21 protein-coding genes and 2 pseudogenes are annotated in these 24132 nt (G+C 73.0%); 14 read left to right on the top strand and 9 right to left on the bottom strand.

What is annotated here, in order from left to right; translation table 11 throughout:
* Positions 1-405, top strand: a pseudogene (locus tag ABZV94_RS30295) (hypothetical protein); the annotation flags it as partial.
* A complete protein-coding gene (locus ABZV94_RS30290; protein WP_356345943.1) occupies positions 402-1460 on the top strand; it encodes an MBL fold metallo-hydrolase in 1059 nt (352 codons plus the stop codon). The pseudogene ABZV94_RS30295 and the gene ABZV94_RS30290, both read left to right, overlap by 4 nt.
* A gap of 22 nt (positions 1461-1482) precedes the next feature.
* Here ABZV94_RS30290 and ABZV94_RS30285 read toward each other — a convergent pair whose 3' ends face one another.
* A complete protein-coding gene (locus ABZV94_RS30285) occupies positions 1483-2103 on the bottom strand; it encodes a VTT domain-containing protein (protein WP_356345941.1) in 621 nt (206 codons plus the stop codon).
* Positions 2100-2873 carry an MBL fold metallo-hydrolase gene (locus ABZV94_RS30280; RefSeq protein ID WP_356345946.1) on the bottom strand — a complete coding sequence of 258 codons (774 nt, stop codon included), beginning with the start codon at positions 2871-2873 and terminating at the stop codon, positions 2100-2102. The genes ABZV94_RS30285 and ABZV94_RS30280 overlap by 4 nt, the downstream gene beginning before the upstream one ends.
* Positions 2874-2957: 84 nt before the next feature.
* Here ABZV94_RS30280 and ABZV94_RS30275 point away from each other — a divergent pair, with 84 nt between their 5' ends.
* The 5 genes from ABZV94_RS30275 to ABZV94_RS30255 all read left to right on the top strand — a co-directional run bounded on the left by ABZV94_RS30275 (position 2958) and on the right by ABZV94_RS30255 (position 9102).
* Positions 2958-3389 (top strand): hypothetical protein, encoded by a 432-nt coding sequence (locus ABZV94_RS30275; RefSeq protein ID WP_014676036.1) that lies wholly within the window; start codon positions 2958-2960, stop codon positions 3387-3389.
* A gap of 141 nt (positions 3390-3530) precedes the next feature.
* Positions 3531-5678: a phage holin family protein gene (locus tag ABZV94_RS30270; RefSeq protein WP_356345938.1), complete on the top strand. Its 2148-nt coding sequence runs from the start codon at positions 3531-3533 to the stop codon at positions 5676-5678.
* A 79-nt stretch (positions 5679-5757) separates the two neighbouring features.
* Entirely contained in the window at positions 5758-6819 is a 1062-nt protein-coding gene (locus ABZV94_RS30265) for a MoxR family ATPase (RefSeq protein WP_356345936.1), read from the top strand.
* Entirely contained in the window at positions 6816-8609 is a 1794-nt protein-coding gene (locus ABZV94_RS30260; protein WP_356345933.1) for a hypothetical protein, read from the top strand. Before ABZV94_RS30265 ends, ABZV94_RS30260 begins: the two co-directional genes overlap by 4 nt.
* 67 nt (positions 8610-8676) lie before the next feature.
* On the top strand, positions 8677-9102 hold the full coding sequence (locus ABZV94_RS30255; RefSeq protein ID WP_356345932.1) for an OsmC family protein: 426 nt from the start codon (positions 8677-8679) through the stop codon (positions 9100-9102).
* A 48-nt stretch (positions 9103-9150) separates the two neighbouring features.
* On the opposite strand, the gene narJ is transcribed toward ABZV94_RS30255, so the two are convergent.
* The 3 genes from narJ to ABZV94_RS30240 form a co-directional block, all read right to left on the bottom strand.
* Complete coding sequence (gene narJ, locus ABZV94_RS30250) at positions 9151-9645, bottom strand: nitrate reductase molybdenum cofactor assembly chaperone (RefSeq protein ID WP_356345929.1); 495 nt, start codon at positions 9643-9645, stop codon at positions 9151-9153.
* A 128-nt stretch (positions 9646-9773) separates the two neighbouring features.
* Positions 9774-10637: a helix-turn-helix transcriptional regulator gene (locus ABZV94_RS30245; protein WP_356345926.1), complete on the bottom strand. Its 864-nt coding sequence runs from the start codon at positions 10635-10637 to the stop codon at positions 9774-9776.
* 87 nt (positions 10638-10724) lie between these two features.
* A complete protein-coding gene (locus tag ABZV94_RS30240) occupies positions 10725-11552 on the bottom strand; it encodes a helix-turn-helix transcriptional regulator (RefSeq protein WP_356345924.1) in 828 nt (275 codons plus the stop codon).
* A 127-nt stretch (positions 11553-11679) separates the two neighbouring features.
* Between ABZV94_RS30240 and ABZV94_RS30235 the strand changes: the two genes are divergently transcribed.
* Entirely contained in the window at positions 11680-11985 is a 306-nt protein-coding gene (locus ABZV94_RS30235) for a 4a-hydroxytetrahydrobiopterin dehydratase (protein WP_030983928.1), read from the top strand.
* 5 nt (positions 11986-11990) lie between these two features.
* Positions 11991-12737, top strand: a complete 747-nt coding sequence (locus tag ABZV94_RS30230) for a class I SAM-dependent methyltransferase (protein WP_356345922.1) — start codon at positions 11991-11993, stop codon at positions 12735-12737.
* Positions 12738-13326: 589 nt separating this feature from the next.
* Here ABZV94_RS30230 and ABZV94_RS30225 read toward each other — a convergent pair.
* Positions 13327-16239: a glycoside hydrolase family 48 protein gene (locus ABZV94_RS30225; protein WP_356345920.1), complete on the bottom strand. Its 2913-nt coding sequence runs from the start codon at positions 16237-16239 to the stop codon at positions 13327-13329.
* A gap of 261 nt (positions 16240-16500) precedes the next feature.
* Between ABZV94_RS30225 and ABZV94_RS30220 the strand changes: the two genes are divergently transcribed.
* Entirely contained in the window at positions 16501-17976 is a 1476-nt protein-coding gene (locus tag ABZV94_RS30220; RefSeq protein ID WP_356345917.1) for a cellulose binding domain-containing protein, read from the top strand.
* A 57-nt stretch (positions 17977-18033) separates the two neighbouring features.
* Positions 18034-19833 (top strand): glycoside hydrolase family 6 protein, encoded by a 1800-nt coding sequence (locus ABZV94_RS30215; RefSeq protein ID WP_356345914.1) that lies wholly within the window; start codon positions 18034-18036, stop codon positions 19831-19833.
* 36 nt (positions 19834-19869) lie between these two features.
* On the opposite strand, the gene ABZV94_RS30210 is transcribed toward ABZV94_RS30215, so the two are convergent.
* Complete coding sequence (locus ABZV94_RS30210) at positions 19870-20640, bottom strand: phytanoyl-CoA dioxygenase family protein (RefSeq protein WP_356345912.1); 771 nt, start codon at positions 20638-20640, stop codon at positions 19870-19872.
* A 123-nt stretch (positions 20641-20763) separates the two neighbouring features.
* Here ABZV94_RS30210 and ABZV94_RS30205 point away from each other — a divergent pair, with 123 nt between their 5' ends.
* Together ABZV94_RS30205 and ABZV94_RS30200 are read left to right on the top strand one after the other, a co-directional pair.
* Positions 20764-21699 carry a class I SAM-dependent methyltransferase gene (locus ABZV94_RS30205; protein ID WP_356345909.1) on the top strand — a complete coding sequence of 312 codons (936 nt, stop codon included), beginning with the start codon at positions 20764-20766 and terminating at the stop codon, positions 21697-21699.
* Positions 21700-21791: 92 nt separating this feature from the next.
* Complete coding sequence (locus tag ABZV94_RS30200; RefSeq protein ID WP_356345907.1) at positions 21792-22493, top strand: SDR family NAD(P)-dependent oxidoreductase; 702 nt, start codon at positions 21792-21794, stop codon at positions 22491-22493.
* A gap of 13 nt (positions 22494-22506) precedes the next feature.
* Here ABZV94_RS30200 and ABZV94_RS30195 read toward each other — a convergent pair whose 3' ends face one another.
* Positions 22507-23202 carry a glycoside hydrolase family 75 protein gene (locus ABZV94_RS30195; RefSeq protein WP_356345905.1) on the bottom strand — a complete coding sequence of 232 codons (696 nt, stop codon included), beginning with the start codon at positions 23200-23202 and terminating at the stop codon, positions 22507-22509.
* A 207-nt stretch (positions 23203-23409) separates the two neighbouring features.
* Here ABZV94_RS30195 and ABZV94_RS30190 point away from each other — a divergent pair, with 207 nt between their 5' ends.
* Complete coding sequence (locus ABZV94_RS30190) at positions 23410-24021, top strand: hypothetical protein (protein WP_356345902.1); 612 nt, start codon at positions 23410-23412, stop codon at positions 24019-24021.
* Between the two features lie 24 nt (positions 24022-24045).
* Here ABZV94_RS30190 and ABZV94_RS30185 read toward each other — a convergent pair.
* A pseudogene (locus tag ABZV94_RS30185) lies at positions 24046-24132 on the bottom strand (hypothetical protein); the annotation flags it as partial.

The raw sequence follows: 24132 nt of genomic DNA, 5'->3' as shown, positions 1-24132 counted from the left end.
ATGCCCTCCCGGTGCGCGGAGCGCAGCACGTCGAGGATGGCCAGCCCCACCTGCGCGCTCGCCCGGCCGCCGCGGGCCGGCCGGCACCTGTACGCCGATCTCGGCCCGCTGCGCGAACCGCTCACCGCCCAAGGCGTCGGCGACGCACAGGAACTGGAGGACCTCCTCACCGAACGGCTCGGCATGCCCGCGCCCGGCGGCCACCGCTTCGGCGACGACCTCGCAGCGCTGCGCGTCCGGCTCGCCACCGGGCCCCTGCTGGGCGCCACGGACGAAGAACGCACGGAATCCCTCACGTCCCCCGAACCGTTGGAACTGCCACACGTGCAACGCGCGTTGATGTCCTTGAGGTCGGCCTTCGACGATCTCCGCGACGACGCTCAGCGATGGGAGCCTCCTCGATGACGCAGCAGACGCATGAGCCCGGCCCGGCCACGACGACCACGGCGGCCGGCGAACCCGGCACGCCGGCCCCCCTCGCGCCCCCCTTCCCGCCCCTGGCCGAGCCCCGCCCGCTGGGCGAACCGCGGGTCTGGCCCCGCACGTTCCACGACCGGCTCACCGCCCCGCTGCCCGGCCTGAAGGCGCTCGCCCGCTTCGCCCGCGAAGGCGCCGTGCGCCCTGATCCCGAGGGCCTCGCCGACATCCCCCGTCTGCCCTACGCACCGGCCCCGTTGCCCCGCGTCGACGCCCGCACCCTCGCCGTCACCTGGGCGGGACACGCCAGTTGGATCGTCCGCATCGGCGGTCTGACCGTCCTCACCGACCCCGTCTGGTCCCGCCGCATCCTCGGCACACCGGCCCGCATCACCCCCGTGGGCGTGCCCTGGGAGGGCCTGCCCCGCGTCGACGCCGTCGTCATCAGCCACAACCACTACGACCACCTGGACGCCCCCACCCTGCGCCGACTCCCGCGCGACACCCCGGTGTTCGCGCCCGCCGGCCTCGGCCGCTGGTTCCGTCGCCGCCGGTTCACCCGCGTCACCGAGCTCGACTGGTGGGAGGGCGCCGAACTGGCCGGGGTCCGCTTCGACTTCGTCCCCGCCCACCACTGGTCCAAGCGCACCCTCACCGACACCTGCCACAGCCTGTGGGGCGGCTGGGTGCTGACCGACCCCGACGGACAGCGCCTCTACTTCGCCGGCGACACCGGGTACGGCCACTGGTTCTCCCGCATCGGCCGCCGCTACCCCGGCATCGACCTCGCCCTGATGCCCATCGGCGCCTACGACCCCCGCTGGTGGCTCAGCGACGTCCACTGCGACCCGGAGGAAGCGGTCCAGGCCACCCTCGACCTGGGCGCCCGCCGCATGGCCCCCATGCACTGGGGCACGTTCATCCTCTCGGCGGAACCGGTCCTGGAGCCGCTCACCAGAGTGCGGACGGCCTGGGAGAAGGCGGGGCTGGAGCGCGAGGACCTGTGGGACCTGCCGGTGGGAGCGTCACGCGTGCTGGACTGACGCGCATCCCGCCCCCGGCACCTCACCCGGCGGCCCGGACCCGCCGCCAGACACCGGGCGCCGCGCTGATCACCACGGTCAGCAGGACCGCCACCACGACGCCCTCCCACGGCTCGGCGAACAGCGAGCCTCCCAGGATCCCGATCACCTGATACGTGGCCGCCCAGGCGAGACACGCGGGCAGATTCCCCCGCGCGAACCGCCTGAGCGGCCACTCCGCCATCAGACAGGCCAGCATCACCGGTATGCGCCCGGCCGGCACCAGCCGGGACAGCACCAGCACCGCCACCCCGTGCTCGGCGAGCTTCCGCCGCGCCTGCGCGAGCCGCTCCTCCGGCGCCCGCGACCGGATCGCCTCCAGCCACCGCGACCCGTTCTTCGACCGCATTCCGCGCCGCCCCAGCCAGTACAGCGCCGCGTCCCCCAGGAAGGCGGCCAGCGACGCCGTCACGAACACCAGCGCCAGCGAGAACGGCGCCGTCCGGTGGAACGCCACCACCGCCGCCGAACTCACCAGCGCGCCGGTCGGCACGACCGGCACCAGCGCCCCGATGAGCACCAGCAGGAACAACGACGGATAGCCCACCACCTGCTGTGTGGACTCGGGCGTCACGGCCCGTGACGCCTCGGCGAGCCACGTCATCGCGCGACCTCCAGCCGCACACTCTCCCCGTGCCCCAGCTTGTGCACCGCCACCCGCGGCGCGGCCACCGCCGCCAGCCGCACGAACTCGTCACCCGGCGCGTGGAACTCGTGCGGGCGCACCGCGTCCATGCCGATCGGCCAGTACGTCCCGTAGTGCACCGGCACCGCCATCCGCGGCGCCAGCAGGGCGAGCGCCCGCGCCGCGCGCCCCGCGTCCAGATGCCCCTCCCCGAGATACGGTCCCCAGCCGCCCACCGGCAGCAGCGCCACGTCCACCGGCCCGACCCGCTCGGCCATGTCGTCGAACAGCCCGGTGTCCCCGGCGAAGTAGGTCCGGGCCTCGCCCTCGACGACGTAGCCCAGCGCGGGCGAGCGGCGCGGGCCCATCGGCAGCCGCCGCCCGTCATGCAGCGCCGGCACCACACGGACCAGCAGCTCGCCGATCCGCACCTCGTCCCCGGGCACCACCTCGGTGATCCGCAGCTGTCGCAGCCGGCGCAGCCCGGGTACCGCCCGTGGTGCGCCCCGGGGCACGAGCAGGCGCGTGCCCGGGTCGAGGCAGGCCAGCGACGGCAGATGCAGATGGTCGGCGTGCAGGTGGGAGACCAGCACCAGGTCCGCACGGCGGGCCTCGGAGGGCGGCACGGCACCCCGGCGGCGCCGCAGGTGCGCCAGCCGGCGCGCGAACAGGGGGTCGGTCAGCAGGCGTACGTTCGCATCCTCCAGCGCACAGGTGGCGTGACCCCACCACGTGATCTCCACCGGCACCTTCTTCGCCTCCTTCACGCGACTCCCCGAAGCCTACGGGCAGGAGTAGGGTCGGCGGCGAAACCCGGAGGTGAGGGGGACGCCATGGGACAGCCGCGGGGTGCCTTCGGGGCGCTCACGACCGTGCGGGTCACCGCCATCGCCAGCCTCACACCCCTGGAGGAGCTGGAGGCCGACCCCTTCCTGGTGGACTCGCGCAGCCAGCACGCGATGTGCGCCCGCTGGGCCGCCGAGCACGGTTACGTGGTCGCCCGGGAACTGCTCGTCGGCGGGCTGCGGTTCGACCACTGCGCGCTCTGGGACGGGGTGCGGCCCGGGGTGGACGTGTTCGTGGCGCCCAGCCTGCGGGTGCTGCGCCGGGCCCTGTCGTCGGTGGAGGAGTTCACCGCCGAGTGCGCGCGCCGGGGGGTGCGCGTGGAGACGGTGGGGCGGGCCGAACCGGCGTACGACGCGCAGATGAAGGCACGGGTGCACCGGCGGCTGTCGATGCCGACCGCCGGCTACGACGGACGCTGACCCCGTCGGACCCCCGGCCCCGTCCTGCTCCCGACGACCCGCCCGGGCGCGCGTGTGACAAGGTGGAGGCGGCTCGATCGGGCCGGTGAAGCGAGAGGAGGCCCCCCGGCCGCAGGGTGGGGGAGGGCCGGGACGTGAGGTGTGCGGGGCGTGGGCGGGGTGCGGTGGCGACGGATCGCCAGTCAGGTCGGGCGGAGCGTCGCCGTATGGGCCGTGTCCACGGTCACCATGCTGGTCCTCGCGGCGATCCTGCCCGACTTCCAGCTCCAGTCCGCCGACGGCGACAGCGCCACCCGTATCGCGGTCGCCGCCGCCTGCGGGGCCGGCGCCTTCGGCATCCTCTCGGCCGTGGTCTGGCCGCTGCTGGTCCGACTGCTGCTGCTCGTCCCCGCTTTCGTCCTCGGCCTGCTGGTCTTCTTCCTCAACGGCTCCCTGCTGCTGCTCGCCCTGCGCATCAACCCCTCCGGGCGCGGCGAGGCCGCACCCGAGACCGCCGTCATCGTGGCCGCCGTGATGTCCGCCGTCGCCTCGGCCACCGGCGCGGCCCTCGCCGTGCGCGACGACGAGACCTACCGGCGCCGCCTGCACCGCCTCGCCACCCGCAGCCGGCGGGCCCATCCGCCCTGCCCCACCGCGCCCGGACTGCTGTGTGTGCAGCTCGACGGCGTCGGCCACGACGTCCTGGTCGACGCGGTCCGCAAGGGGCTGATGCCGACGGTGGGCCGCTGGCTGTCCGGCGGCGGCACACAGCCGGCCGGCGAGCGCACACCGCCGGCGGACAACACCGCGCGCCCGGTCGTCGGCCGCGCCCGGTCCACCCACCGCCTCACGCCCTGGCGCACCGACTGGTCCAGCCAGACCGGCGCCAGCCAGCTCGGCATCCTGCACGGCAGCACCTTCGACGTGCCGGCGTTCCGCTGGTACGAGAAGGACCGGGGCGAGGTCATGGTCTGCAACAGACCGACGAGCGCCGCCGAGCTGCAACGCCGCGCCATACGGCACACCGGCGACGGGGGACTGCTCACCGTGGACGGCGCCAGCCGGGGCAACCTGTTCAGCGGCGGGGCCGACGAGCAGGCCCTCGTCCTGTCGATCGCCGCCCGCCGCCGCAGCCCGGCGAACCGTTCCCGCGCCGGGTACTTCGCCTACTTCAGCGACCCGGCGGGCGCCGTCCGCACCGCCCTGTCGTTCGTCGCCGAGGTGGCCCGCGAGATCGGCCAGTCCACCCGCGCCCGCCTGCGGGGACAGCGCCCGCGCGTCGGCCGGGGCGGCCTCTACCCGTTCATCCGCGCCTTCGCCACCGTCGTCGAACGGGACGTCGTCGTCGCCGCGGTCATGGGCGACATGCTCGCCGGCCGCACCGCCGTCTACGCCGACCTCGTCGCCTACGACGAGGTGGCCCACCACTCCGGCCCGCGCAGCCGCGACGCCGAGAAGGTCCTGCAACGCCTCGACCGCTCCCTCGCCCTCCTCGAACGGGTCGCCGAGCACGCCCCGCGCCCCTACCGGATCGTCGTCCTCTCCGACCACGGACAGAGCCCCGGCGAAACGTTCCGCGCCCGCTACGGCCTCACCCTCGGCGACCTGGTCCGGGCCGGCTGCGGCCTGCCCGTCCCACGCCGGGCCCGGCGCACCCGCAGCGGCGCCGAGGCCCGCGCCGCCGTCCGCGCCGCCCTGCGCCGGCCGGTGGAGGAGAAGGGCGAGCACCACCGCCCCGCCCGCCACTCCGAGCCGATCGTGCTGGCCTCCGGCAACCTCGGCCTCATCTCCTTCCCGGACGTCCCGCACCGCATGACCAAGGAGGAGATCGACGCCCGCCACCCGGCGCTGCTCACCACCCTCGCCAACCACCCCGGCATCGGCTTCCTCCTCGTGCGCAGCGAGCAGCACGACGGCGTCGTCCTCGGCGCCTACGGTGCCGAGATCCCCCTGGCACGGCTGGACGACGAGCCCGGCCCGCTGGCCCGCTTCGGCCCCGGCGCCGCCGCCGCCGTCCGCCGCACCCACTCCTTCCCGCACACCGCCGACATCATGGTCAACTCCGCCTACGACCCCGCCGACGGCGAAGTCCTCGCCTTCGAGGAACAGATCGGCTCGCACGGCGGTCTCGGCGGCGCCCAGTCCCACCCGTTCCTGCTCTCCCCGTACGAGCTGTCCGCACCGGCCGAGGACGGGGAGGAGCTGACCGGCGCCGAGCACGTCCACCGGGTGCTCCGCCGCTGGCTGAGCGAGCTGGACGGGCCCCAGGTGCCGCTCACCCCGGACGTGGAGGAGGAGCGGGCCGCCTGAAATTCGGCTGCGCCCGCACCGCCGTACACCCACACTGTTCGAGTCGTACACCACTCGAACACCCCGAGGACTCCGCGCTGTGCAGGCCGCCGTCACCGTCACCCCCGCCCGCGTCCCCGAACTCCTCCTCGGACTCGCCACCGTCCGGCCCGTCTTCCTCTGGGGCGCCCCGGGCATCGGCAAGTCCTCCCTGGTGCGGGAGTTCGCCGCCTCGCTCGGCCTGGAGTGCGTGAGCCTGCTCGGCACCCAGCTGGCCCCCGAGGACCTGATCGGCGTGCCGCAGATCCGCGACGGGCGCTCGGTGTTCTGCCCGCCGGAGACGATCGCGCGGGACGAGCCGTACTGCCTGTTCCTGGACGAGCTGAACGCGGCCACCCCGGACGTGCAGAAGGCGTTCTACTCCCTCATCCTCGACCGCCGGATCGGCACCTACGAGCTGCCGGAGGGCTCCGTCGTCATCGGCGCCGGGAACCGCTCCACCGACAACGCCCTGGCCCGGCCGCTGGCCTCCGCCCTGGTGAACCGGCTCGCCCACGTCCACCTGGAGGTGTCCGCCAGGGACTGGCTGGCGTGGGCCGCGGACAACGGCATCCACCCGTGGATCGTGGACCACCTCACCGACCGGCCGGACCACCTGTGGTCCAAGCCGCCCAAGACCGAGGAGCCGTTCTCCACCCCCCGCTCCTGGCACATGCTCTCCGACGCCCTGCGCTCCTTCGGCGCCGACCTGGACGAGCCGACCCTGAACGTCCTCGCGCACGGCACCCTCACGCCCCGGCACGCCACCGCCTTCTGCGGCTACGTCAAGATCGTGCGCAGCCGCTTCGGGATCGAGGCGATCCTCAAGGGTGACGCCCGCTGGCCGCACCGCGTCCAGGACCGGGACCTGCTGTACTACCTCGCCGAGTCCTTCCGCGGCCGGCTCGTGAAGGACCTGCCCGCCAGCAAGGAGCACATGTCGGCGAACGGACGGCAGATCGCCCACCGCGCCAAGTCGCTGCTGGTGCAGCTCGCCGAGATCTCCGTGGAGGTCGCCCAGACCGTCATCGCCTCGGACGCCGACGGCAACCCGGTCCTGCCGTCCTGGTTCCTGGTCGAGGCCGCCCGCGACATGCCCCGGCTGGTGGAGGCGCGGCGGTGAGCCGCACCCCGCCGAAGAACAAGCGGGACCCGGCCGGCGAGGCGTTCGCCGAGGGCATGCGGCTGCTGCGCGCGAACCCGGCCCTCGCCGCCGTGGACTTCGACGTCTGCCGCACCGAGGGCTGCGCCCTCGCCCCGCGCGAGGGCCTGCTCGTCACCGACTCCGACGGCACCGTGCACGCCCACCCCGACCGGCTCGCCGAGCCGGCCGCCTGGGCGTGGGCGCTCGCGCACGCCGCCCTCCACCTCGGCTTCGGGCACCTCCCGGCCGCCCCGGGCGCACGGGAACAGCCCGACCGGTACGACCTCGCCGCCCGCTGCGTCGTCGTCAACCGCTTCCTGCTCGGCTTCCCCGTCGGCACCGCCCCCGAGCACCTGCCCGCGAGCTACCCCGACGGAGACGAGGAACGGCTCGCCGCCGGCTGGCGCGCCCACGGCCTGCCGCCCGCCTACGAGCGCTGCGGCACCGCCGGACCCGCACCCGACCAGGTGCTCACCGAATGGCTCGCCTGGCGGGGGCCCGCCCCCGACCGCCAGTCGGCGTTCGCCGCCGCCCTGACCCGGACCGTGTCCGCCGCGATGGACATGGCCGGCGGCCGGCTGGACAGCCTCCACGGCGAGCGCCTCCCGCGCCGGCCCTGGGAGAGGGCCCTGAGCTGGTTCGTCTCCTCCTATCCGCTGCTCGGCGGCATCGCGGCCGGCATCGCCCTGGTCGCCGACGCCGAACTCGCCCGCGCCCACGGCATCCAGATCGCCGCCGTCGACCCCGGGGCCGGCGAGATCTACGTCAACCCGCTGCGCGCCTTCGAGGACGAGGAGTGGCGGTTCGTCCTCGCCCACGAGATGCTGCACGCCGCCCTGCGCCACGGCGACCGCTGCGGCACCCGCGACCCCTACCTGTTCAACATCGCCTGCGACTACGTCGTCAACGGCTGGCTGGTCGAGATGCAGGTCGGCACCATGCCCGAGGGCCTGCTGCACGACCCGCGGCTGGCCGGCCTGTCCGCCGAGGAGGTCTACGACCGCATCGCCGGCGACCTGCGCCGGATGCGGCGCCTGGCCACCCTCCGCGGCAAGGGCGCCGGCGACGTCCTCGGCGGCCCCCTCCGCCCGGCCACCGACCCCGTCGACCTCGACGAGTTCTACCGCCGCGGGCTCACCCGCGGCCTGGACCTGCACCACGCCCAGGACCGCGGCTTCCTGCCCGGCGGTCTGGTCGAGGAGATCCGCGCGCTCAGCCATCCGCCGCTGCCCTGGGACGCGCAACTGGCCCGCTGGTTCGACGAGTTCGTGCCCCGCCCCGAGCCCGTGCGGTCCTACGCCCGCCCGGCGCGCCGCCAGGCCTCCACCCCGGACATCCCCCGTGCGGGCCGCTGGTTCCCGCCCGAGGAGGTCGCCCGCTGCACCTTCGGGGTGGTCCTCGACACCTCCGGCTCGATGGGCCACACCCTGCTCGGCAAGGCCCTCGGGGCCATCGCCTCCTACGCCGAGGCCCGGGACGTGCCGGCCGCCCGCGTGGTGTTCTGCGACGCGGCCCCGCACGACGCCGGCTATGTGCCGGTCACCGAGATCGCCGGCCGGGTGCGGGTGCACGGGCGCGGCGGGACCGTCCTCCAGCCCGGCGTCGACCTGCTGCACCGGGCCGAGGACTTCCCGCCCACCGCACCGGTCCTGGTGATCACCGACGGCTGGTGCGACGTGCTGCGGGTGCGCAGGGAGCACGCCTACCTGATCCCGCAGGGAAGTCACCTGCCGTTCACGCCCCGTGGGCCGGTCTTCAGAGTGCGATGAGCCCGGATGTGATCGGATAGGGACATCCGGGAACCCCGGAACCGCGACACTCGCGAAAGGAAGCATCGTGGCAACCACGCGCACCGCGCACACCGTCTGGGAAGGCAACCTGCTCGAAGGCAAGGGCGTCGTCACCTTCGACTCCTCCGGCATCGGCGAGCAGCCGGTCACGTGGGCCTCGCGCGCCCAGGACGCGAACGGCAGGACCAGCCCCGAGGAGCTGATCGCCGCCGCCCACTCCAGCTGCTTCTCCATGGCGCTCTCGCACGCCCTGGCCGGCGCCGGCACCCCGCCCACCCGGCTGGAGACCAACGCCGACGTCACGTTCCAGCCCGGCGAGGGCATCACCGGCATCCACCTCACCGTGCGCGGCGAGGTGCCCGGCCTGGACGCGGACGGCTTCCGCTCCGCCGCCGAGGACGCCAAGAAGAACTGCCCGGTCAGCCAGGCCCTGACCGGTACGACGATCACGCTGACGGCCGAGCTGGTCTGACGCCCGTACCGCTCCCGCCGCGCCCCGCCCGAGGGGCGCGGCGCACGGTCACGGGGGTGTCGCGGTGGGTGCGGCCGGCAGGGCGGCGCACACCGCGTCCAGGACGCCCGCGTACGGTGTGCCGCAGTCGGTCAACCGCGTACGCAGCCGCTCCAGGCCGTCGCGGTACTCGGTCAGCAGGCCCGTCTCGCCGGTCCGCGCGGTGAACTCCAGCACCGCCGGCAGGAAGTCCGGCAGTTCCTCACCGCTGCACTCCAGGCCGTGCCGGCGGTAGAGGTCCTGGAAGCGGACCAGGGCCGTACCGCGCCGCCGGGTGCCGCCGTCGTGCCACCGGCTCAGGTACAGGCTGTGCCGGTGCGCGAGGCCGAAGACCCGCACGTAGTGCGCGGCCAGCTCCCGCTGGGGGGTGACCGCCGCGTGGTCGGTGAACGCCCGCAGCTGCGGGGCGGCCTCCCGCAGCAACGGCAGCCGGGCGATCAGGTCGTCGTCCGGGTAGGTCAGGCACAGGGCCGCCGCCTGGTAGAGCACCGCGTCCGAGGGCATCAGACCTCCTTCGCGTCGTCGGGGCGGCCCCGCCTGCGTGGTCGAGGCCGCACCCCCCGGGCAGTACCGAACCTAGGGGCGGCGCCCAGGGCGCACCCGCCGGCAGACCCGTACGGGTCACACCGGGCTCACAGGCTCTCGCGGTGCTCCCGCAGCAGCTTCAGGGTGCGCTGGGCGGACGCGGCCCGCGCCGTCATGTGGTCCAGCACCTCCAGGTGCGCGGCCACCTCCTGGCGCGAGTCCAGATACAGGGCCCCGGTCAGATACTCGGTGAACACCATGTCCGGCAGTTCCGGCTCGGCGAACCGGAACAGCGTGAACGGCGCGTACGTCCCCGGGTGCGGGCCCGCCGCGAACTCGGCGATCTGCAGCGTGACCCGGTCCCGCCCGGCGTACTCCAGCAGCCGGTCCAGCTGGTCCCGCAGCACCTCGGACCGCATGCTCACGGGGCGTCGGAGCACCGTCTCGTCCATGATCACCCACAGGTGGGGCGGGTCCTCCCGCTCCAGCAGCCGCTGCCGCTCCATGCGCAGCGACACATGCCGCTCGACCGTCTCCGGCGAGGTCTGCCCGATCGTCCCCGCCTCCAGCACCGCGCGCGCGTACTCCTCGGTCTGCAGCAGACCGGGCACGAAGTGCGGCTCGTAGGAGCGGATGACCCGGGCGGCGCCCTCCAGACTGACGTACAGGCTGAACCAGTCCGGCAGCACGTCGTGGAACCGCTGCCACCAGCCGGGCTGGTTCGCCTCCTCGGCCAGCCGCACGAACGCGTCGGCCTCCTCCTCGGGCACCCCGTAGGTGGTCACCAGCACCTGCACGTAGGGGATCTTCAGCGCGACCTCGGCCATCTCCATCCGCCGTACGGTCGCCGACGCCACCCGCAGGACCCGGGCGGCCTCCTCACGGCTGAGCCCCGCCGCCTCCCGCAGCTCCTGCAACCGCTTGCCCAGCACCACCTGGCCCACGGTGGGCGCAGCCCGCCGCTCACTCACCGCCACGCCCTCCCCTGCGCACCGATCCACGAGGGGAGCAGTCTGTCACGTGTTGCCGTCTCGCACACGTGCCCGAGGCAATGAGCCTCAACCCGCCTGCGTGTGCAGGTACTTGGCGGTCGCCGGGTCCGCCGGCAGGAACGTCTCGATGGCGAGTTCGGCGACCGTGACGTCCATCGGCGTGTTGAACGTGGAGATCGAGGACACGAACGACAGGGTGCGGCCGGCGTGCTCGATGCGCAGCGGCAGCGCGAAGTACGGCACCGGCTCGACCGGTTCGCCGCCGGCCGGCTCCTCGGGCACCGGATAGGCCGCCACCTCCTCGTACAGGGCGCGGAGCCGGTCCGAGCGGTGCAGGGCGATCTCCCGCTCCATCTGGGCCAGCAGATGCCCGCGCCACTCCCGCAGGTTCCGGATGCGCGGGGCCAGCCCCTCCGGGTGCAGGGTCAGCCGCATCGCGTTCGGCGCCGGCGCCATCAGCTTCTCCGGCACGCCCTCCAGCAGCAGGGCGATACCCCGGTTCGCGGCGACGACCGTGTACCCGGCGTCGACCACCAGCGCGGGGTACGGCTCGTAGCCCCGGATGAGCCGCTCCATGCCGTCGCGCAGCGCGTCCAGCGCCGGGTCGTCCAGCGGGGTCTCCGAGTAGCGCGGGGCGTAACCGGCCGCCAGCAGCAGGGCGTTGCGCTCCCGCACCGGCACGTCGAGCTGTTCGGCGAGCCGCAGCACCATCTCCTCGCTGGGCCGGGACCGGCCGGTCTCGACGAAGCTGATGTGCCGGGCGGAGGAGTCGGCGGCCAGCGCCAGGTCCAGCTGCGAGATCCGCCGCCGCTCCCGCCAGGCGCGCAGCAGCGGGCCGACGCCCTTGCCGGTGACGTCGGCGGAAGCGGTGGGACCGGACGCGGGGAGAGGCATGCCGCCGACCCTAGTCGAGCCGGGGCCGGGGAACGAGCGGATCCTGCCGGGCCCCTCGCCGACGTGGCAGGCTGGCCCTGTACCCGCCACGCCCCGCCCGGGGCACGCAGCGAAGGGAGCCCGGCCCATGGCCGTCGAACCGCTGTCGCAGAAGGAGATCGAGGACCGCCTGGCCGAACTGCCCGGCTGGTCCGTCGACGGCGACCGCCTCACCCGCTCCTACCGGCTCGGCTCGCACTTCGCGGCGGCCGCGCTGGTCGTGCACATCGCCGGCATCCAGGACGAGCTGGACCACCACTCCGACCTCACCCTCGGCTACAACACGGTCTCGCTCAGCGTGAACACCCACAGCGCGGGCGGCGCCGTCACCGCGAAGGACTTCGCTCTCGCCCGCAGGGTGGAGGACATCGCCCCAGGTCACGGAGCACACTGAGCGATGTGCTCGACTACGACAAGGAAGCCGACGACTACGACACCTCACGCGGCGGCGAGGCCCGCGCGCACGAGGCCGCACAGGCCGTCCTCGGCCTGATACCCGAGGGGCCCGGCCGCCTCCTCGACGTCGCCTGCGGCACCGGGATCGTCACCCGGCGGCTCGCCGCCGCGCGCCCGGGGCTGCGGGTGACCGGCGCGGACCTCACTCCCGCCATGGCCCGCAGGGCGTCGGCCCGGCTGCCCGGCACGATCGTGCGGGCCGACAGCCGCCGACTGCCCTTCCCGGACGACGTCTTCGACGCGGTCACCACCATCTGGCTGCTGCACCTGCTGACCGACCCCGGGGACGTCGGCGCGGTCGTCGGCGAGTGCGCCCGCGTGCTGCGGCCCGGCGGGGTGTACGTCACCACGGTCGACAAGGCCGCCGCGCACGACGTCGGCAGCGACATCGACACCGTCCTCGCCGCCCGCCCGCGCCGTCCCGCCGCCGACGCCGCGGAAACCGTCACCGCCCACGCCGCCCGGCACGGACTCCGACCCGCCGGACACGGCTCCTTCCGCGGTGCCGGACAGGGCCGCAGCCCCCGCACCACCATCGCCGACCTGCGCCGCGGCTGGTTCACCCTGCTGCCGCCCGGCCGGCCGCGCACCGAGGAGTTCGCCGCCCGTCTGGCCGCCCTCCCCGACCAGGACCGCCCGCGCCCCGACCCGCGCTTCAGCCTGAGGGCCTTCCGCAAACCGGTGCTCTGAGACACCGCGGACCGTCCGGCTCGGCGAGCTGCCCCCGAGTCTGATGACGACCTGCCGTGCCGCGGGCACCGGGTCCGCGCGGCCCACTCGCGCCGGCGCGCCGCGCGGACCCGGGGAGCGGACGCCGTTCGCGGTCAGGCGCCGCCGCCCCCTCCGGGCCAGGACACGGTGGCGCGCCGGGCGCCGGGCCGACGAGCCCGGTGGGCCGCGGGTCCCGGACCGGGTCGGAGCGCGGGCGGGCGGTGAGCCGTTCCGGCGGGGCGGCCCGAGGAGCGGGGCTGCCGGGCCGGGCGGTACGGCGTCGGTGCGCGCGGCGGCCCTGGGCGCACGAGGGCGGGAAGGGCGTCACCCGCTTCTCGCGGATCAGGATTGCGCGGTGCGCGGCTGCCGGCCGCTTCCCCGCGTCTGCAACGCGTCCTTCCCGCCACCACCAGGACACCACGGGAACCGCCGCGGCACCAGTGCCGCGGGCCGGCCGGTCACGCGGGGTGAGCGCCGCCGGCCTGGTGCCGGGCATGGTGGGCATGGTGGACCCACGGCAAGGGGGCGGCCCCCGGTGCGCGGGGGCCGCCCGAGAAGAGGTGCCGGTCTACTCAAGGAGCTCCGCGTACGAGCCCATGGCCAGGGCGATGTCCGCCTGGGCCCAGAAGCGGTGGTACGTGAAGACGGGCGCGGCGCCGCCCTTGAGGTAGGCCTCGATCTTCGACCAGTTCGGGTCGCTCTTGTAGAAGGACCGCAGCGAGGCGAACGTGGACGAGGAGTTGATCGCGTCGCCGTTGGGCATGGTGCCGGTCCAGCCGCTCGGCACGTACACGCTGTCGCCGAACCGGCTGTAGTCGGTGCGGGTCTCGGGGACGGCGATGCCGAGGCTGTCCTGGTAGTTGTTCCACATGCCGTCCAGCAGTGCCTTGGCCGTGGACTTGGCGCCGGCGTCACCGGACTTGGCGGCGTAGTACGTCAGCGTCTTGGCGTAGGCGGCGGCCACGCCGACGTCGTCGGTGTAGTCCGCGACGGTGACGTGCAGTGCGCTGTTGCCGCCGGGACTCGACGCGTTCCAGGTGTCGGGCTGGCCCGACCACTGGAGGGTGGAGGGGATGCGGTAGGTGCCGTCCGGGTTGATCGTGGTCTTGGACAGCGCCCACTTGACCCACTTGTCCAGGATCGCCTTCGCCGTGGCGTTCCCGGTCTGCTGGTAGTACTCGGCGACCCGCTCCATCGACCACGCCTGGAACCCGAACCACTGGTTGGACGGCGGGTCATGGTAGACGGGCTGCCAGTCGTAGTACATGCCGTAGAAGGTGGAGGCACCGGCCGGCGGGGCGGCGTACCGGCCCTGCCAGCTGTTGGTCGCGCCGCCCGCGATGGCGCCCTCGGACGACTGGAGCCACTGGTAGAACTCCAGCTGCCGCTGGAGCGACTTGCCCCAGTCCGCCGCGCCCGTCGCCGACTTGGGCTTCAGGTCGGCGACGGAGCTGAGCGCGTAGGCGGCGAGGGGGTTCTGGTAACCGCCGTGGACGTGGCTGGAGCCGATCCGCCAGGCCCAGCCGGCGGAGGTGTCGGTGGCGCCGCCCCAGGCGTAGTACCAGGACAGCAGGTAGTGCGAGGCGTCCTTGCCGGTGCCGGCGGGGCAGGACGGGCTCGTGCAGTTGCCGATCTTCTTGAAGTACTTGTCGTACATCGCGTACCGCAGGTAGTCGCCCATCTTGGCGGCCTTGGCGACCGTCGTGGACACGTCGCCGCCCTTGCCCTGCGCCTTCGCCCACACGTCCGCCCAGTACGCGGCCTGCACGGCGCGGGCGTCCGCGTCCGGGGCGTCCGTGTACTTCCACTGCTTGGCGTAGGAGGAGTCGCCGGTGAACAGGTCCAGGTAGCCGTTCCTGCCGCCGTACTTGAAGGCGTCGCAGGTCGGCTGCGGGACCGTCTCCCAGACGGACTCCTGCGCGCCGCGCTGGAAGGTGTTGATGTACGACGGCCCGGTGGCCGTGGGACCGGCCTCGCACTTGCCGGGCTCGTTGCCGTAGCCGTAGACGTTGTCCACGTCCTGGATCCAGTGCATGCCGTAGACGTCGTCCGTGCCGTAGGCCGACTTCAGCTCACCGGCGATCGGGTCGGAGCCGACCGGCACCGACGAGTCCAGCTTCGCCGGGTACTCGTTCGGGGTGTCCAGCTCGGGCGCGTACGTGGCCGGCTTGGAGGCGTTGTAGAAGGAGTTCGTCGGCTGGTCGGCGTGGGTGGGGATCATGTACTTCTCCATGATGTCCCACGCGCCGTTGAACTTCGACCAGTCGCCGGTCACCTTGCCGTACATCGCCTGGAGCCAGAGCAGGTAGCTGTACGCCTCCGAGGTGGTCTCGTGCCCCTGGTCCGGCGCCTCGACGATCAGCGTCTCCACCGAGTGGTACGGGATGCCCTCGGGGGAGAAGTAGCCGTTCGCCGGGTTGGTGATCTTCCCGTACAGGTCCAGGAAGCGGGCGTCGTACGCCTTGGACGCGGGCAGCTCCGTGACCGTGACCGTGGCCTTGGTGTGGCCGGTGGCCGACGCGGTGAAGGTCGCGCTGCCGGTGCCGGAGGAGTCCGCCGTGACGGTCACCGTCTGGGCGGTGTTCCAGTTGGACGGGGTGAAGGTCAGCGAGGAACCACCCGTCACGGACAGGCCGGTGTTGCCGCTCGTGCGGCTCGTGCTCACCGTGACGTTCGCGCTCGGCTGCGTCGACAGCTTCACCGAGAACGTGCCCGACTTGCCCTGTTGCACGCCGAGTTGGGACGGCGAGGCGACCACGGCGGGCCCGGAGGCGACCGTGATGCCGACCGGGGTGGAGGCGGCGGACGCCCCCAGGCTGTCGTACGCCTTCGCCACCAGTGAATGACTGCCCACGGTCAAACTGGAGACCGAGAGCGCGTAGGGCGCGCTCGTGTCCGTGCCCAGCAGCGTGGTGTCGTCGTAGAACTCCACCTTGCTGACCGTCGCGTTGTCGGCCGCGGCGGCGGTCGCCGCGAGGGGCACCGCCTCGCCCTGCGAGTAGACCGCGCCCGCGCTCGGGCTGGTCAGCACGGTCACCGGCGGCTGGTGGGCGCCGGCGCAGGTGGTGCCGTTGACGGCGAAGGACGTGGGGGCGGCGTTGGAGCCGCTGTAGGTGAACTGGGCGCCGGTGGAGACGGCGGCCCCCGTCGCGATCGTGCCGTTGTACGAGGCGTTCTTCACGGTGACCGTCTGGCCCGACTGGGACCAGGTGCCGTTCCAGCCGTTCGTCAGCTTCTGGTTGCCCGTGTAGGCGTACGTCAGTGTCCAGCCGTCGATGGCGTCGGTACCGCGGTTGGTGATCGTGAGGTCGGCGGTGAAGCCGGAACCCCAGTCGTTGGTCTTGTAGTCGACGCTGCACTGCACGGTCGCGGCGTGCGCCGCCGGGGTGCCGGTGGCGAGCATCGTCAGGGGCAGGGCGAAGGCGGCGGCCACCGCCGTCCACAGCCGGCGCACGGCTCTTTTCTTGTGTCCGGGATCCATGTGCTGGTTCCTCCTTGCGGGCGTGCGGCTCGGGGGAGGTCAAGGCTTGAACCAGTGGGAGCGCTCCCATAGTGGGGACGGGACCCGGAGCGGTCAAGGCGCTTGAAGAGTCGAAAAGATTCGACGGATCCGGCTGAGGAAAAGTCAGGCGGCTCCTCTGGGCAGACCGGCCGCTTGGCGCTACCTTCACTCGCACCAGTGGGAGCGGTTCCGTTCAGTCGACGCGTCCGTCACGGCGCGCCAAGCTGCAAGGAGTCGCTCATGCGACACCCCCCGCGTTCAGTACTTTTAGCCGCCGCCGGTGCGGTCGCGCTCGTCGGGAGCGTGGTCGTGCCGGCGGTGACGGCCCAGGGAGCCGCCCCCGCCTGCACGGTGGAGTACGCCGTCACCGGTCAGTGGGACGGCGGCTTCCAGGGCTCGGTGAAGGTCACCAACAACCAGGCCGCGCTCAGCGGCTGGAAGCTCACCTTCGACTTCGCCGACGGGCAGAAGGTCGGCCAGGGCTGGAACGCCCGGTGGTCCCAGTCCGGCACCACCGTGACCGCGGCCGACGAGGGCTGGAACGGCGCGCTCGGCACCGGTGCGAGCGTCAGCGCCGGCTTCCTCGCCTCCTGGTCGGGGAGCAACCCCGCGCCGGCCGTGTTCAAGCTCAACGGCACGACCTGCAACGTCGACACGGAGCCGACCACGCCGCCGCCGACGACCCCGCCGCCGTCCGGCGGTACCCCGCCCGCGCTGCGGGTCTCCGGCAACAAGCTCGTGGACGCCGACGGCACCCCCCGCCGCCTGCTCGGCGTCAACCGGTCCGGTGGCGAGTTCATGTGCGTGCAGGGCTACGGCATCTGGGACGGACCGGTGGACGACGCGGCGGTCGAGGCGATCGCCGACTGGAAGGCAAACGCGGTCCGCATCCCGCTCAACGAGGAGTGCTGGCTGGGCCTGTCCAACGTCAAGCCCGAGTACGGCGGCGCGAACTACGTCTCCGCCGTCAAGGAGCTGGTGGCCCGGGTCGAGGCCCACGGCATGACCCCGGTCCTCGAACTGCACTGGTCCTACGGCCAGTACACCGGGAACTCGGCCGGCTGCTCCGACGTGCACGCCACCTGCCAGAAGCCGATGCCCGACATGCGGTACTCCCCGTCGTTCTGGTCCTCGGTGGCGAGCACCTTCAAGGACGACCGGGCGGCCGTGTTCGACCTGTTCAACGAGCCGTACCCGGACCGGGCGGCCTCCAGTGCCACGGACGCCTGGACGTGCTGGCGGGACGGGGGCACCTGTCCCGGGATCTCCTACGAGGTCGCAGGCATGCAGGACCTCGTGGACAGTGTCCGGGCCACCGGTGCCAGGAACGTCATCCTGGCCGGCGGCCTGGCGTACGCGAACGACCTCAGCCAGTGGACCGCGTACAAGCCCACGGACCCGGCGGGCAATCTCGCCGCCGCGTACCACGTCTACAACTTCAACTCCTGCGCGAGCGAGAGCTGCTGGAACTCCACCCTCGCCCCGGTGGCCGCCCACGTGCCCCTGGTGGCCGGGGAGATCGGCGAGAGCACCTGCGCGCACGGGTTCACCGACCGGGTCGTGAAGTGGTTCGACGACCACGACCTGTCCTACCTCGGCTGGACCTGGAACACCTGGGACTGCTCCTCCGGGCCGTCCCTGATCTCCGCCTACGACGGCACTCCCACCGCGTACGGCATCGGGCTGCGCGACCATCTGCGCGCCCTCAACCCCTAGATCCAAACCGTAGATCCAACCCGTAGATCCCACGGAACCCCGAAGGAACCCGCACTCATGAGTCGTACCAAGACAACACTGCTGGTGGCCCTGGGCCTTCTCGCCGGAGCCTCCGGAACGGCGTTCGCGGCCCTGCCCGGCGGCTCGGGCGCCGCCGTCGCCGCCGTGCCCTGCGCCGTCGACTACAAGATCCAGAGCCAGTGGGACACCGGCTTCACCGCCGCCGTGACCCTCACCAACAACGGCGCCGCGAAGACGAGCTGGTCGCTGAAGTGGTCGTACGGCGGCACCCAGAAGGTCACGAACGGCTGGAACGCGAAGATCAGCCAGAGCGGCACCGCGGTCACCGCGGCCAACGAGAGCTACAACGGCGCGCTCGCGACCGGCGGCACGGTCAGCTTCGGCTTCAACGGAACCTTCAGCGGTACCAACTCCGTTCCCGCCACCTTCACCCTCGACGGCGTCACCTGCAACGTGGACGACGGCAGCGGCGGCAGCGGCGGCGGCACCGGGGGAGACACCGGCGGCGGCACGGGCGGTGGCACGGGCGGCGGAGACACCGGTGGCGGCACGGGCGGCGGAGACGGCGGGGGCGGCACCGGCAGCCGCGTCGACAACCCCTACGCCGGGGCCAAGGGGTATGTGAACCCGGAGTGGTCGGCGCACGCCGCCGCCGAACCGGGCGGCAGCCGCGTCGCCAACCAGCCCACCGCCGTGTGGCTCGACCGGATCGCCGCCATCAACGGCGTGAACGGCGGGATGGGCCTGCGCGCCCACCTGGACGAGGCGCTGAAGCAGAAGGGCTCGGGCGAACTCGTCGTCCAGCTGGTCATCTACGACCTCCCCGGCCGCGACTGCTCCGCCCTCGCCTCCAACGGCGAACTGGGCCCGAACGACATCGACAAGTACAAGAGCCAGTACATCGACCCGATCGCGTCGATCCTCTCCGACGCCAAGTACGCGGGCCTGCGCATCGCCACCGTCATCGAACCCGACTCCCTGCCCAACCTGGTCACCAACGCGGGCGGCACCGCGGGCAGCACCGACGCCTGCGCGACCATGAAGGCCAACGGCAACTACGAGAAGGGCGTGAGCTACGCCCTCGACAAGCTGGGCGCCATCCCGAACGTCTACAACTACATCGACGCCGGCCACCACGCCTGGCTCGGCTGGGACTCCAACCTCGGGCCGACCGTCCAGGAGTTCTACAAGGTCGCCACCTCGGGCGGCGCGAGCGTGAACGACGTGACCGGCTTCATCGTCAACACCGCCAACTACAGCGCCACCAAGGAGCCGTACTTCAAGGTCACCGACAGCGTCAACGGGCAGACCGTGCGCCAGTCGAAGTGGGTCGACTGGAACCAGTACGTGGACGAGCAGTCCTTCGCCCAGGCGCTGCGCGACAAGCTCGTCGCGTCCGGGTTCAACAGCAACATCGGCATGCTGATCGACACCTCCCGCAACGGCTGGGGCGGCTCCGGCCGGCCCACCAAGTCCGGCCCGCTGACCTCCGTCGACGACTACGTCAACGGCAGCCGCATCGACCGGCGCGTCCACGCCGGCAACTGGTGCAACCAGAGCGGTGCCGGCCTCGGTGAACGGCCGACCGCCGCTCCCGCGGCCGGGATCGACGCCTACGTGTGGGTCAAGCCCCCGGGGGAGTCCGACGGAGCCAGCTCCGCCATCTCCAACGACGAGGGCAAGGGCTTCGACCGGATGTGCGACCCCACCTACGGCGGCAACGCCCGCAACGGCAACAACCCCACGGGCGCGCTGCCGAACGCGCCGCTGGCCGGGCACTGGTTCTCCGCCCAGTTCCAGCAGCTGATGCAGAACGCCTACCCGCCGCTGCCGTAGCGGGGTGAGCGCCCGCCGGGACCGGGCCGCAGCGGTTCAGACCGCGGCGGTCAGGCCCCGGCGGATCGCCCGCTCCACCGGGGAGTACGCCCCGTCCGGCCGCTCCAGCTCGTACGGCACCGCCGGGAGCAGCGGGGGCTGGGCCAGGAAACGGGGGCGGGTGCCGTGATGCGGCTGGGCCGCGTGCACCAGGAACGGGTGACAGAGGTAGACGTCACCGGGGCGGCCCGTGGCGTGGGCGAGGGGGCGGTGGGCCGAGGCCGCCGCCACCCGGGGGCCCAGCTCCAGGAAGGACGCCCCCGCCTCCCCGTACGGCCGGAGCACCGCGGGCACGTCCAGGTGCGAGCCGACCCGGATCCGGGTCGGGGCGTCGGCCTCCGTGACCTCGCTGAACAGGAACAGCATCAGCAGCGCGCGGTCCCGGGAGCGCAGATTCGTGTGGTAGTGCGCCTGGCCGCCGGGGAGGTAACTGCCTTCGACGTGCCATCCGGCGTCGTCCGGTTCCTCGGCGTGCGGGAAGCGCAGCGGGAAGGTGCCCAGCGAGTAGCGCGGCTCCCAGCGTCCGGCGCCCACGAGCGCGTCGAACGCCTCGTGCAGGACAGGGGTGTTGGCCGCCGCCGCGAAGGGGCCCTGCGCCATGCCGCCCACCCACACCACCGGGTCCTTCCAGGTGGTGCGGTCCTCCGGGTCGTACCCCGTCTCCCGCCACAGCAGCCGCGCGCAGTCCGCGGCGACGCGTGGCGGGACGGCTCCCTCGATCTTCACGAACCCGTCGTCGACGAAGCGTTCCACCAGGTTGTCGTCCATGGGCCCATCGTCGTCGCAGAGCTTGCCGTGGCGCATCCGGTTTTTGCCGCATCGGCAACACCGCTGGCCTCCGCCCGGCGTGCCGTCGCACCCTGACCGCACCCGGAAGAGAGGCTGACCACCATGGCGCACGACCAGCATCACGACACCGCGCACCAGCAGGGCCACGGCCACGGCCACGGGCACGGCCACGGGCACGGCCACGGCCACCACGGCACGGACATCGACTGGAGCGAGATGGGGCCCCTGCTGGAGTCGCAGGCGGAGCTGTTCACCCCGGTGTACGAGCGGGCCATGGCGTGGCTCGCGCGGGACGTGACCGAGCCGGGGCTGATCGTGGACGCGGGCAGCGGCCCCGGAGTGCTCTCCTGCCTGTTCGCCGAGGCGTTCCCCGGGGCCCGGATCGTCGCCGTCGACGCCACCGCGCCCCTGCTGGAGCGCGCCCGCGCCCGGGCCGTCCGCCAGGGCGTCGCCGACCGCTTCGACACCGTCGCCGGTGAACTGCCCGAGGTGCTGGACGACTTGGAGTACCCGGCCGATCTGCTGTGGGCCAGCCGCAGCCTGCACCACGTCGGCGACCAGCGGGCGGCGCTCGCCGCGTTCGCCGAGCGGCTCGCCCCCGGCGGCACCCTGGCCCTCCAGGAAGGAGGTCTGCCCTCGCGCTTCCTGCCCCGGGACATCGGCTTCGGCCGCCCCGGACTCCAGGCCCGGCTGGACGCCCTGGAGGAGGAGTGGTTCGCCCGGATGCGCGCCGACCTGCCGGGCTCCGTCGCCGAGACCGAGGACTGGCCCGCCCTGCTGACCTCCGCCGGCCTCAAGCACACCCGTACCCGCACCTTCCTGCTCGACCTGCCGGCCCCCGTCGGCGACCGGGCCCGCGCCTACGTCGTCGCGCACCTGTCCCGGCTGCGCGAGGGCATCGGCGACGCGCTGGACGCCGACGACCGCGCCACCCTCGACCGGCTGCTCGACCCGTCCGACCCGGCGAGCGTGCACGTACGGCCGGACGTGTTCGTCCTGGCCGCGCACACCGTGCACACGGCGGTGCGCCGGGGATAGGGATCCGGCGGGACTTGACTGCGAGTGCTCTCCAAGTGATGGACTCCGGGCGTCTTCGGCACCGCGGGACACACGACGCACAGGGGGACCTCATGAACGACGCTCCGGTCACGCTCATCACGGGCGGCGGCAGCGGTATCGGCGCCGCAGTGGCGCGGCAGCTGCTGGACGCGGGACACCGGGTCACCGTCACCGGGCGCGGAGAGCCGCGGCTGCGGGCGTTCGCCGAGAGCCTGGGACACCCGGAGGGACTGCTGACGGTCGCCGGTGACGCGGCGGCGTACGACGACGTGCGGAACGCGGTCGACCGCACGCTCAAGGCGTACGGCCGACTGGACACCGTCGTCGCCAACGCCGGTTTCGCCACCCATGACACGGTGGCGGAGGGCGATCCGTCCGGCTGGGCCGAGATGGTCCTCACGAACGTCCTCGGCCCCGCGCTCCTCGTCCGCGCCTCCGTCGACGCGCTGCGGGAGACCCGCGGCCGGATCGTCCTCATCGGCAGCGTGGCCGGGTTCGTGAACACTCCCGGCAACCTCTACGGCGCCACCAAGTGGGCGGTGACGGGTCTCGCCGAGAACACCCGGCGCCAGGTCACCGAGTTCGGGATCGGCGTCACGCTGGTCGCCCCCGGCCGGGTGGAGACCCCCTTCTGGGACAGCTACGGCAGCCTGCCCCCGGGGCACCTCCTCACCGCGGACCAGATCGCCGACTCGGTCGTGTGGGCGATCCGGCAGCCGGCCGGGGTCGATGTGAACACCGTCGTCATCCGTCCGCTGGGCCAGCCCAACTGACGGGCGGCCGACGTCAGTTGTTCGCGAGGAACTGCTTGGCCAGCTGGTCCCCGAGGGAGACCGCCGCGCTGTGGCTCTCGATGGGGGAGACCTTCGAGTTCTTGAACAGGATGTAGGTCACGCCCGAGTCGACGCCGCCGGTGGCCGGGTCCGGGTCGATGCCGAGCGCCTTGGCGGTGGCGTACGACGCCTCGCCGATGATCTGCGTGGGGCCGGTGTCGCCGACGACGGCGTACTCGACCTTGTTGTTGTAGATGACGGCGACCACACCGCCGCCCTTGATGCCGGCGTTGGAGTAGTTCCAGATGCTGCTGGTGCTGGGGACGACGACGTACGGCAGGGTCTCCGCCTTCAGCGGCTTGCCGTCGGACTGGTGGAAGGCGGTGTCGTCCTGGTACCAGGGGTCGCGGTCCTCGTTGCAGTTCGTGGTGCGCTGGCCGTCGCAGTCGATGTCCATGTCGGCCTTCCAGAACACCGCGCCGTTCTTGCCGCACACCGGGACCGTGGCCGAAGTCTCCTCGTCCGTGCGGTACTTGCCGTTGGAGATCTGCGAACAGGACGTCACCTTGGCGAGCAGGTCGGCGGCGCTGACCGTCCCTTCCTGCGCGGACCTCGGGGAGGCGGCGGCGGAGGCGTGCGCGGGCAGGAGACCGGCGGCGAGCAGGGCGGTGCCGGAGGCCGCGGCGAGGGTGAGGGTGCGGAAACGCATGTGGGGGACCCTTCTGTTAGGAAAGTTTCCTTACCGGGTGCCGTAACACGGTGGCCTCTTCGCCATGCTCCCGTCAACCCTGGGGTTGCGAACGGCCGAAACCTGTGCGTATTGCGGTGAGTTCCCCCTGCGGTAAGACTGGACGAGACGGATATGTCTGCTCTGTCCGATACCGGCGGAGGTCCCCTTCCCCCGGAGGTGAGGCTCATGTTCGTCCGTGCGGTGTACGCGACCGGTGATCCGGCACTGCTGGACACGGCCGTCCGGTCGGTGAACAGCGAGGGACGGGACCTGCTGGAGGAACGCCCCGGATACCGTGGCGCGGGCGTGTTCGCGGACCGGGAACTCGGCAAACTCCTCACGATGAGCTGGTGGGAGACCGAGGAGGCGCGGCACAACAGCGACGCGGTGATGCGCGAGCGGCGCAAGGGGCTCCTGGAGCCGTTCGCCGGCACCATGTCGGTCGCCAACTACGAGGCCGCCGTCCTCCACGAGGTCCGGCACCCGCGGCAGGGCGGCGGACTGCGCCTGACCAGGATGGAGTTCGACCCGCGGGACGCCGATCTGGTCATCGACACCTTCCGGGCCACGGTGGTGCCGAAGTCCGAGTCACTGCCCGGGGTCGCCGAGACGGCCCTGCTGATCGACCGGGAACGGGGACGGGCCATGACCGGCTCCGTGTTCGTCGACCGCGCCTCCCTGGCGGCCTCGCGCGCGGCCGTCGCGGGTCTGCGGCACGCGGCGTCGGCCAAGGCGCACGCGGACGTGGTCGGCCTGGAGGAGTTCGAGGTCCTGCACGCGGACGTGCGCTTCTACTGAGCGGCGAGCCGCCCGGGACGCCGGCACCGCGGCGAAGGCCTCGTTGATCTCGACCAGGTCGATGTCGTCGATGGTGAGGCCCGCCTTCGCCAGGGCCTTGCGGGTGGCGGG

The sequence above is a fragment of the Streptomyces sp. NPDC004658 genome, assembly GCF_040609555.1.
In the GTDB taxonomy this organism is placed as follows: Bacteria; Actinomycetota; Actinomycetes; order Streptomycetales; family Streptomycetaceae; genus Streptomyces.
Note: the sequence above shows the minus strand (reverse complement) of the source record. Positions and strands in the feature narration are given on the sequence as shown.